At 34.5% G+C, this 11,520-nt stretch carries 7 protein-coding genes; 1 reads left to right on the top strand and 6 read right to left on the bottom strand.

Features of this window, described 5'->3' with window-relative positions; all coding sequences use genetic code 11:
• Positions 1–86: 86 nt before the first annotated feature.
• From BT156_RS02665 to BT156_RS02685, 5 genes are all read right to left on the bottom strand, one after another.
• Positions 87–1,961 (bottom strand): rhamnogalacturonan lyase, encoded by a 1,875-nt coding sequence (locus BT156_RS02665; RefSeq protein WP_072406922.1) that lies wholly within the window; start codon positions 1,959–1,961, stop codon positions 87–89.
• Positions 1,962–2,237: 276 nt separating this feature from the next.
• A complete protein-coding gene (locus BT156_RS02670) occupies positions 2,238–3,044 on the bottom strand; it encodes a lacto-N-biose phosphorylase central domain-containing protein (RefSeq protein WP_072406924.1) in 807 nt (268 codons plus the stop codon).
• 12 nt (positions 3,045–3,056) lie between these two features.
• Complete coding sequence (locus BT156_RS02675) at positions 3,057–5,834, bottom strand: glycosyl hydrolase (RefSeq protein ID WP_072406926.1); 2,778 nt, start codon at positions 5,832–5,834, stop codon at positions 3,057–3,059.
• A gap of 203 nt (positions 5,835–6,037) precedes the next feature.
• A complete protein-coding gene (locus BT156_RS02680) occupies positions 6,038–7,360 on the bottom strand; it encodes a rhamnogalacturonan acetylesterase (protein WP_072406928.1) in 1,323 nt (440 codons plus the stop codon).
• An 18-nt stretch (positions 7,361–7,378) separates the two neighbouring features.
• Positions 7,379–8,758 (bottom strand): rhamnogalacturonidase, encoded by a 1,380-nt coding sequence (locus BT156_RS02685; RefSeq protein ID WP_072406991.1) that lies wholly within the window; start codon positions 8,756–8,758, stop codon positions 7,379–7,381.
• A gap of 335 nt (positions 8,759–9,093) precedes the next feature.
• Between BT156_RS02685 and BT156_RS02690 the strand changes: the two genes are divergently transcribed.
• Positions 9,094–10,038 carry a 3',5'-cyclic-nucleotide phosphodiesterase gene (locus tag BT156_RS02690; protein WP_072406932.1) on the top strand — a complete coding sequence of 315 codons (945 nt, stop codon included), beginning with the start codon at positions 9,094–9,096 and terminating at the stop codon, positions 10,036–10,038.
• A gap of 254 nt (positions 10,039–10,292) precedes the next feature.
• On the opposite strand, the gene BT156_RS02695 is transcribed toward BT156_RS02690, so the two are convergent.
• On the bottom strand, positions 10,293–11,420 hold the full coding sequence (locus BT156_RS02695) for a fibronectin type III domain-containing protein (protein ID WP_072406934.1): 1,128 nt from the start codon (positions 11,418–11,420) through the stop codon (positions 10,293–10,295).
• Positions 11,421–11,520 lie beyond the last annotated feature (100 nt).

Genomic DNA, 11,520 nt, shown 5'->3' on the forward strand with positions numbered 1-11,520 from the left:
TTTAATTTTTAATATAATTTAGCTTTCATTAAACCTGATCTAAGTTTTGACTAAAGCCCATTTCTATTGATTTAATATTTGGAAATTTAGTGCTTTACGGTAACGATATTTGGTTTCGGAATTTCTTTAACCGATTCATCAAGATAATAATCCGTATGCGGAGGCTGATTGTAGCCTACATTTTGCCAAACGATACTCAAACGATATTGTGGATTGTGCATCAAGGTGTACAAACGATGCTTCGTAGGAATTGTTGAACTGAAAATTCGAAGTTCCTGATTATCTGATGTTCTATAAATTACCTCTTCCCTCCAGTCTCCAAATAAATCTGCAACTAAAGAAGGATTTTTTTTTGTTCCGTTGTTTGATTCACACTGAAAATCTTTAGCATCAAATAGTAAGTTTGATTTCTCATTTTTCCAGTCCCATTTTGATACGGAGGTTCCGTCTAAAATTTCACTTAAAAAATCGCCATCCCAATAAATTCCCATATTAACAGACGGACTTTTTTCACTGATTTTGTTTCCTTTCGCGTCGTAAAGACCTTTAACTCCCGCTCCTGCAGCCCAACATTCAGAACCTTCATAACGAGGATCTATATTTAAAGACAAACCTCTTCCCGGACCTTGAAATTTGCCTTGCTTACTGTAAATTAAAGAAGGTAATTTCCATAAAACCTTTCCTGTTTTTCCATCTCGGAAATGTGCGCCTGCATCGTCAAACCTTTCCTGAATGTCAAAAATTTCCAATCCCGGATTTGAAGGCTCTAAGTCACCCACATGCAAAGCATCGCCGTGACCATAGCCTGTGCTGTTTAATACTTTTCCGTTGTCGTCAACGGTCATGGCGCCAAAGATAATTTCATCTTTTCCGTCGTTGTCTACATCAGCTATACTCAGGTTGTGGTTTCCCTGTCCACGAAATTTTTTATTCTCTTCTGAACTTTCGGTATCAAATAACCATCTCAGACTAAGTTGTTTATCTTTATAATCCCAAGCTGCAATTGCAGTTCTTGTGTAATATCCCCTCGACATCACAAAACTCGGATGTTTACCGTCTAAATAAGCTACCGCACCCAAAAATCTGTCTATACGGTTTCCTTTTGCATCGCCCCAGGTTTCGGTCATTTGTTCATTGGTTGGATTTAAACTGCCTGCAAATCTTGGAACCTGATAATTAACTGTATTAATTTCCTCACCAGTTTCTCCGTTAAAAACAGTCAGATATTCAGGCCCCGAAAGGATAAATCCGTTTTCATTGACGTAATTTTTTGAGGCATCTCCAATAACTTTTCCTTTACTGTCTTTTGAACCATCTGCGGTTTTCATCACAATTTCTGCTTTACCATCTTCGTCTAAATCGTACACCAGAAACTGTGTATAATGCGCTCCTTCTCTAATATTTTTCCCTAAATTGATTTCCCACAAGAATGTTCCATTTAGTTTATAAGCCTGAATAATCGGCTCATCGGTATTACCTTTCTGACTGTTATCTCGGGATTGTCCGGTTTGATGAAGGATAATTTCATATTCACCATCGCCGTCAAGATCTGCAACAGAAATATCATTCGGTGTATATCCAGCGGGTGTTTTTAAAGGAATTGAAAAATACGGCTTTTGAGAAGCTACATACTTCGCGGAATCATCATCTACCGTTTTATCTTGAGTATTGGATTTCACGAAATAGGTGTAATTCTTTGCTTTATCTGCTGTTTTGTCTAAAAAATTGGTCTCGTTAAGCAACGGCTTTTCATTCAATTTTTGGGTTGAATTATTTTCAGTTCGATACAGATCAAAATGAGTATTTTGAGCTTCTGTTCCCAACAGACGCCAACATACAAAAACCCCTGATTCTGCAGGTATGGCTACGATTCCTCTTTTCAAATACTCCATTTGTCTTTGCGCTGAGAGTATCTGTGAAAAAAGAACCGAAGCTATGATGAAGTTAAATTTTAAATTCATAATTCCAGTATTATTTTTAAATAAAATTTTTTAAGTTTTGGCTAAAGCCAGATTTCTAACCTCATTTATAAACGGGCTAAAGCCCGTTCCTATTGATGATCATCCTTTTCAATATTTTAGATCTTAACAAAGATTTTTCCGTTGAATCTCTCGCAGCCCGACTTGAACGGAAATCCTTTTTGTGGAACGCAGTGTAACAAAAAGATTGGGAGTGGAAGGCGGATTAAGCTGCCCAAAATATTCATCAGATAAATTCAATCGATTGCACAGATTCAATTATTTTTTGGAAACTTGTTCCAATAACCACTTTACCCATTCTTCTGTTCCCTGATAATTGGTAAAATCTGCCGGTAATTTTTTTCCGTCGATATATTCATTATAGCACCAAGGATCACCCAATGCGAAAACAGTTCCTTTTCCGAATTTTGCGACAGCTCCAATGTTTTTATTTTCTGTTGTCAAAATAGCTTTGGCAGGCGATTTTACGTCTATGGAGCTCACTTCTTTCATATATAATTTCTGCTCAGAGAAAACTTCGTTTCCTGCCGGAACCATTACTTTTCCCTGTTCAAATTCTCTTTTCTGAACGCGATTGTAACTGTCATCATTGAAATGAATTCCGAATTCTCCGGCCAATTTGTTAAAATGTTCGAACTCAGAATTGCCATGATCGTTGCTTAGCAAAACTAAAACACCACCATCTTTAACCCATTTCATCAAATTTTTAATGCTTGCCGGATCAATTAAATTTGCCTTTCCTCCATAAGCTTCTTTGTCAATATCCGCATCTACAATGATGTAGACATTGGCCGTTTTCAGATCTTTTTTTGTGGGAGCTGTTTTCAGAGTACTGATTTCCGCCCCTTGTTTTGTGAAGATTTCTCCTAACAAAGAAAATCCGCCGTTGGTTTTATCTTCCCAAGTATAATGCATGGATTTCAATTCTCCGGTTTCTTTATCTTGCTGTTTTTCGTTATTGAAAAAGTTATCCAACACAACTTTTGGTTTGTTTTGAGCATAGTAAAAACCAGCCACCAAAAAACAGGTTCCTAATGCAATTTTTTTTAAAATAGTCTGCTTCATTATGTTTAAAATTTATTTCGAGTAAGTTACTGGAATTATTTGAATTTTACCATCCAAACCGGAAGGCTGAACTTTCCAGTTGGAAGCATCAAACGGTTTGTAATCGATGTTTACAAAGTTGATTTCATGGTAATTTCGCCACGTGATTTTATTCTGATCCATATAACGAATTCTATTTGCCATTAAATTACAAACTTCTATTTGAATGGTATTTTCACCTTTTTTCAGATATTTTCCAATGCTAATTTCAAAAGGAATACTCCAGACAATTCCCGCATCCTGACCATTGACAATCACTTTTGCACTTTCATACAGTTTATCAAATTTTAAAAGATAATCGTCTGATTTCCTTTTATTTACATTTAAATCCGTGATGTAAACGCCTGTTCCTGAAAAACTTTGCGTTGCAGGATCGTCATAAAAATTCGTCCAGGGTTCTAGTTTCTTTAAGTTTCGGGATTTCGGAAGTTTGGGACCGCCTTCTTTGAAACTTAATTGCCAAGCCTGATCTAAATTTATTGGAGTGCCTGTCTTTTCAACATATTTCCATTTTAAGATGGATGAATCAACAGTTTCAGAATTTTTCAGAATTAAAGATTCTCCGGATTTCAACTGAATTCGAACAGAATTATTTTGCATTTCGGCAACGCCAAAATCTCCGTTTTCCGGATTCATTATCGTGGTTTGTTTTCCTGTATAATTAATAGGAACGAATTGATTGATCTCTTTTGAAGTGTGATTGACAATGTAGTAATATTTTCCGCCGTCAAACTGTCTTCTTACAAATTTCAATCCCGTATCCGTTAGCTTTTCTCGTTGTACTTTCAAATATTCCAATCCTTTTTCAACATCAGAACTTAAAACAATCTTTCCTTTTCCGAATGTTGCAATTTTCACGTTTTCGCCTTGATTCTGAAACGGAATTTGATTCCATAAAGATTTTAATTGATTTCTTCTTTTCTCCACTTCAAAGTTTCCGGGAATATCTTTTGGTTCGTTTTGAAAAATAATTGAAGCGCCATTTTGGGCTAATTTCAGAATATCATTCAAAGTAGTTTCCGGTAAATACGTCAATTCCGGAATGATTAAAACCTGATAAGAAGATCCTTCTTTTGCAGTCTGAATTTTCTGATTTTCCGATTTTGATTCGTTAATCATTTTATCCGAAACCATATCCAAAGAATACCCTATTTTGTTCAATTTTTTCAAATCATCATAAAACGGTGTTGGCTGCAACCACTTTTCAACATTATGAACTTTAAAGGCCATATCTTTTCCTTTTGGACTTGCCCATTGGTCGTAAATCGGCCAATACATCAGTAATTCGTTATCAGATTTTCCGCTTTGTAAAACAGATTGAGTACGCTCAATATAAGAATTTAATCCTTTCAAATGTGGCCATAAACTATTTTCCGGAACAAAATTCGTCGAAGCATAAAATAACCACCCCGGAAAAGAAACATCAGCCGGCGTGTAAGTTGTGCCATGATAAAAAACGTGATTGATTCCCGATAAAAATACCTGCTCAACTTCTGGTTTTGCCTGTGACCAAGAAGTTTTGAAATGCTCAGTCAGCCAGGTAAAAGTCTCGTTGGAAGTTAATTTTTTGCCCGTCACATTGGCTGCAGAAGAAGCAAATTTCAACATATTAAAATCAGGCATATCTGATTTTTGAATATCTGCGGTGTCTCTTCTCAACCCCGGAATTTCAAAAATAGAACTTCCGAAAGTTTCAGATTCAGGAATATCGACTGCGGCGTACAAATCGAGTAAATTTCCGGGTGAACCGTGTGCCTGATTGGTATTTTTTGAGTTTTTGGAATGCGCCCAGTTGGTGAAATTATCTGCAAAATTATGTAAAATCAATTCGCTCAGCGTCTGTCTGTAATCAGATTTAACTCTTGTCGTTACCACGTTTTCATCATTATTAATCAAATATTTGATGTACGGACTTAGATCATATCCTCTCCTTTTTTTAAATTCATTTTTAAAATCAGGCGTCCAGTCGGCATTGTAAACTTCGTAACTGTCATTAAAAAAAGAACGCACCCCATAATTGGAATTTCCAAAAGCTTTATCGAAAGCTTTAAGATAATTTACCGTAGCGACAGGCGAAAAATGGTCTAAAGTAAATCCTTCTCCGCCAGGAGCTGCACGTTTTACTTTCTGAAGTGTTTTACCTGTAAAAACTGCATATATTGTCCATTTTCCGGAATCAGGTTTCCAATTGAGAGAACCGTCGTTTGTGATTTTATCGTTTAAGACAACCGCTTCGTCTTTTTCATTATAAGCCGTTACAATATCTAGTTTTATCGTTTTTAAATTTTTAAGCTTTCCATCATTTAAAACAATTTTTTCTGAAAATTTTTCACCTGATGAAATTGTATACGTCTGAACAATCATTTTTGTGGCAACATCCTCTTCACTTACCTGCGGACCGCCGATTGGCCAGCCTGTTCCGACCGCCATATCAACGCCCATATTCAGGCTTTTTGCTTTGTCCGTGGTAAACTGAAGCATTTTCATCCATTCAGGAGACAGATAATTAATGTATTGATTTTCAAATCCTTTTGCTCCGTAAATTGGAACAATTTCAACACCTCCAAAACCTGCTTCATTAAGTGTTATCAATTGTTTATCCAATCCTTTTTCATCAACAGCATTTCCCATCCACCACCAACGTGTCCAGGGTTTTGCGGTTTCGGTAGTTTTTGGCCACGGATTTTGTGCGGAAAGGTTTCCGAAGACAAAAAAGATTAGACTGAGACTGACTATATTTTTAATTTTCATTTTTACGTATTTAATTTAACCACAAAAGGCACAAAAGACTTTACACTTAAGTGTAATTGAAGTTAACTACCAAACTTTTCAGAAGAACACTTAAGTTTTTGAAAATCTTTGATTTTCTCTTAACGTGAACTTTTTATTTTCAATTATTTAAACTTTAAAAACTTAAATGTTCTAAAGTGTTTAAACCACAAAATTCTAAATTTTTAATTTCCATCTGGTTTTAAAGATTCCATAAAGATGCTTTCAGGCCAATGAAATTTTTCAACTGCATCAGGTTTATTTAAATCAAAACCTTTATAATTTTTTGAAATAAATCTACTCAAAGGCAACCTCTGATCGACAATACTTTTCACAACACATTTCGCCAATTCATAAGCTCCATACGTATTAAAATGAGTGTCATCCGCCAAAGAATCCGGTTGATTGGGATAAGAATTTGCGGGATAATAGACAAATGCTTTTTTAGAATTTTCCGGTCCCATCGCTTCAAACAGCGTTTTGCTCATTGCATTTAAATCGATTAAAAATACATTTTCTTCTTTTGCAATTTCGCGCATCGCAGAAGGAAAATCATCCAAAGTATTGACAATCTTATTGTTTTCATCAAAAACATGACGGTTCATCGAAGTAACCAAAACCGGAATCGCTCCCAATTGTTTTGCTTTGAGAATCCATTCTTTTAACCTTTTTCTGTAACCTGATTTCTTGCTATTTCCATATTTTTGGTCATTATGTCCAAACTGGATGAACAGGTAATCTCCGGGTTTTATCTTATTCCAAATTTTATCAATTCGGTGGCGGTTTTCAAAGGCTTTCAACGTTTCGCCGCTTTCGGCATAATTGGCAATCACGACTTCTTTCGAAACAAAAAAATACGGCAACATCTGTCCCCAAGAAGCCCAGGGTTCGTACTGGGCATCAACAACGGTGGAATCTCCTGTAATATAAATTGTTTTGGCTGTTTTATTAGGCTCAATAATTACAGAACAAACTTTCGGAGCTTTACCATTAAACTCAATCGTCAGTAAATTATCCCAATGCAGATATTTTGTTTCTCTCGGTTTTAATTTTACAATCCCAATTTGAGCTCCGTTTTGATTACGAATGATACTGTCTTTGACGTGAACGGTAATTGATTTTTCAATGATCTCTTTTTCTTTTGTTTTCACATCATCCAGCATCAGACGGCGATTTTCTACACGAACTGTTGTTTCAGAAGTTCCTTTACTGTCACCTAAAATCAATTGTATGTCATAATTCCCCTCCGGAATCGCCACCGAAAAATAGAAAGGCTTGTCGCTGGTGATATAATCTCCCGTTAACGCATTTCCTCCATTGTCAAGGGATTTTAAGTTGGAAATATCCATAAATCCGTATCCGCTTTTCTGATCAAATTTCGAATGTTCAGTTATCGTAATAAAACCGTTTTCAGTTCTGTTTCCTCCAAAATCAAATTTGAAAGAGGCTTGTTGCGCGAACATTAATGAACAAAGAAAAACAGCTAAAAATCCTATCCAGTTTTTCATAAATCAACCAATTAGAATTTATTTTTGAGCGTTGTCGGAATCGTCTTTTTTATCATATGATTTATCTAAAGAGACTACTTTGGTAACATTTACATTCGTTTTCTTTAAATTTCCAATAGCATTTAAGTTCTGTTCTTCAGGCTTTAATGCTTTGATTATCAAATTTTCTAAGGTAAAATCTTTCAACTCGTACAAGTCTGATTTTTCAATATCGAAAGCTGTTTCACAACTGATGTCAATATTTTTTAAGACAATATTGTTTACTAATCTGGTTTTCGGCTTTTCTTCTCCTTTCAAATCAAAAAACTGATTCCAGCCTTTTACATACAAGAAAGTTTTTACATTTCCTTTAATATTATCAAGCGTGATGTATTCGTAATGTTGCGGAGTGTCCGGTCTCATTTTCAAATGCAATAATCTCGAAGCATCTTTCACCGTTGAGTTGCGGAAAATGATATTGTAATTGTGAATCGATTCGCTACCGCAGGTCAATGCAGAATGACAAAATCCAAATGTGTTATTCTCAATAATAATATTTCTGTTCTCACCATTCAAAGGATCCTGATCGGCTTTTGGACCTTTTCCCCCTTTTAAGGCAATGGCATCATCATTAACTGACATATAGCAGTTTTTAATTAAAAAATTCGAACATGCATCAATATCAACGGCATCTGTGCTTGGGGCTTTTACAGGCTCTTTTGGAGCTAAAATTGTCAAATTCAATAATTTTACGAATTGACTTTTATAATAATGAGTACTCCAAAAAGGTGAATTTTTAACGGTAATATCTTCAATCTGAACATTTTTAGAATTTGAAATATAGATGATACGAGGTCTCATTTCATCCATATTTGTGCATTTGGGATTCCATTCACGCCTTTTCCAGAATGATTTCCAGAATCGTAGTCCGTTTCCGTTAAGAGTTCCTTTTCCTGAAATCGTAAAACCGTCCAATCCATCGGCGTTTACCAATGCCGGAAAGTATTTTACCGTTTGTCCTTCCATTCTTGTTGTAACAACCGGATAATCGTTGATATCATCGCTTCCTTTTAAAACTGCGTCTTTTTCTAAATGTAAATGCGTTCCCTGCTTAAAAAAAACAGAACTTATCCGGAAAGTTCCTTTTGGTATGATAATAACTCCACCTCCATTTTCTGCTGCTTTATCAATCACAGCCTGAACTTGTTTTGTCTGAAGAATAGTGCTGTCATTTTTAACTCCAAAATCTGTAAGAATATATTTCTTTCCTAATTTGTTGATGTCTGTGGGTTTATTATCTCTAAACCATTGCGGAATAAGCGTTCCATCCGGAAATTTATCCTGACTTTTTACTGCTGATGACAGGAAAAAAAGTATAAGAACAGATAATAGAAAATTTGATTTATTTTGAAATTTCATAATCATTTTCAGGAAATTCTGAATTTATTTTAATTAAACTGATTAACAAAAATAAAAATATACATTTTAGAAACTTACAGTATCCTGCTCTTTCATGTGAAAAAATTTGTTTTATGGTTGATAAATCGCAAAAACGCAAATTAAAAATAAAACATTCTTTTTAAGGTGCAGGGATTTTATCTTTGATAAAATTTAATGATGTTAAACTATTATAACTAATTAATTGAGCTTAAAACTTTGATTTTAATAATTCGAATGTTTTATGTATTCGACATAGAATCGCTAAATTTGTTTTTTATCGCTGTACGACATCGTTTTTTAAGTTCTAAATTATAATGAAAAAAATAAAATTTTCTTTATTTACTATCTTGTTATCCGTTGCTTCTCAGGCACAAAATTTTGACCTTATTCCGTTAGGTATTTATGGCGGAGAACAGGAAGATAATTTATCGGCTTATTTAGTCGGAGCTCCTAATGACAGCTCTTTTCTTTGTCTTGATGCAGGAACAGTAAATACAGGAATCCGAAAAGCCCTCGAATTGAAGAGTCTTACGGGAACTTCTGAAACCGTTTTAAAAGATCAGATCAAAGGATATTTTATATCTCATGGTCATTTGGATCATTTATCGGGGCTGATTATCAATTCTCCGGCTGATTCTAAAAAGGATATTTATGCCATTGCTCCAGTAATTCAAATTCTTCAAAATCATTATTTTATAACGGATACTTGGATTAATTTTGTCGATCAGGGGCAGAAACCAATACTTGGAAAATACCATTATAATGAACTGCAGGAAGGGGTAGAAATTCCAGCACCAAATACACCTTTTTTCTTGAAATCTTACGAACTAAGTCATGTAAATCCTTATAAAAGCAGTGCTGTTTTGATAAGAAAGGACAAAAATTATTTGTTATATTTTGGCGATACCGGCTCCGACAGAGTTGAGAAATCTGATAAATTAAATACTATTTGGAACGACATCACCCCATTGATTAAAAAAAGACAGTTAAACACTCTATTAATTGAAGTTTCTTTTCCAAACAGCCAGCCTGAAAAGGCCTTATTTGGGCATTTAACACCTAATTTATTGTTGGAAGAATTAGAAAAGCTGAAAGACAAAATCGGACAAAAAAGTCTTGAAAATTTAAATATCGTAATTACCCATAGAAAACCGACCGGAGATAATCCGGAGATTATAAAGGAGGAGCTATTGAAAAATAATCCGCTAAAAATACATTATATTTTCCCTGAACAGGGCAAAAAAATTAGCTTACCTTAGAGTATATAAGCTTTAGAAAAATAAAAAAGAAGGATTGCCAACATGGTAATCCTTTTCTGATTGCAGAAGCTCAGTTTTCGGCATTTTCATTAACAATTAAATATCATGTGGATCAATTTACATTATTTAGCTTTCTTTATTTTATTTCTTAGAAAAATGAAATTTTAAACAACTATAATATAAAATTTTCTTGCCAGTTCAAAAAAAATCCTCAGAAAATCTGAGGACTCTTTTGAAGTATTATATTTAAAATACTACTTTTTGATGAATTGTGATCTAAAGATATCTTTACCTTGCTCAATCATAATAATGTAAATCCCTTGGGACAATTGTGAAACATTAATTTTATTCTGAGTAATATTTCCTGAATTTATCATTTTGCCAGTTGAATTATATATTTTATAAATTGCATTATCAGAAATATTATTTACATTTAATATATCAATTGCCGGATTAGGATATAATTTAATTTCCTTAGCATGGTTTGCTGTTACTGAATCAATATTATTTAAAGTACTAAAATCTACAGGATTAGAGAACTCACCCAATCTACCGTCACATATTGAAGCTATTTTAACCTGATAATCGGTTCCCGGTCTTAGACCAGATAAAGCAGCGTTATTACTAGAAGTAGCCATATCTTCCCACCAAGTATTTGCAGCTGTCCTCTTATACAGCAATACATAACCTCCTGTACTGGCAGCTACTGCTTCCCAATTTACATTAGCTGTAGTAGATGTAATAGTATTGATATTTATTGCTTCAGGAGACTGACAGCCAGTTCCTACTAAAAGAGTTTTAAAGCCTACAGGAGTTGTATAGTCTGAAGAAGAAGTTTCATCACAAACTGTTGAAATTCTAACTTCATATTCCTTGTCAGCAGCTAATCCAGATAGAACAACGCTATTTGTATAAGCAGTAACATTAGACCAATTTGATTGAGCCCCAGATCCTATCATTCTATAATTAATATTATAGCTAGAAGCTCCGGATACATTGGCCCAAGTTGCAGAAGCTGTATTTGCTCCAATATGATAAACAGTTACTCTTTTAGGTACTCCACATACACCAAGTGATTTAGTTTTAAAATTTACAGCGTCTGAAAACTCTCCAATAGTTCCACTACAACTTGAAGCCACCTGAACTTCATAATCAGTATCGGCAGTTAAATTAATTAGGTTTACTTCATTAGAAGACACAAAAACCTGTTTCCAGTCCGACTCTCCTGTTTTTCTATAAGAAACATGATAGCCTTCAGCTGTACTAATTAAAGACCATGTGATTTGTGCCGAATTCAGGCTAATATTAGTTGCATTGATAGCTTTTGGTATTCCGCATTCCGCAAACGATATCGTTTTGAAATTTACAGAATCTGAAAACACTCCTACATGGAGTTGCTAACTTTGTTAGGACACAATTCTTATACTCTTTATCTTTAAGAGTATGAAAAAGATCAGAAAAAATTACAGTCTAGAGTTTAAG

The sequence above is a fragment of the Chryseobacterium limigenitum genome, assembly GCF_900114875.1.
GTDB classification, from domain to species: domain Bacteria; phylum Bacteroidota; class Bacteroidia; order Flavobacteriales; family Weeksellaceae; genus Chryseobacterium; species Chryseobacterium limigenitum.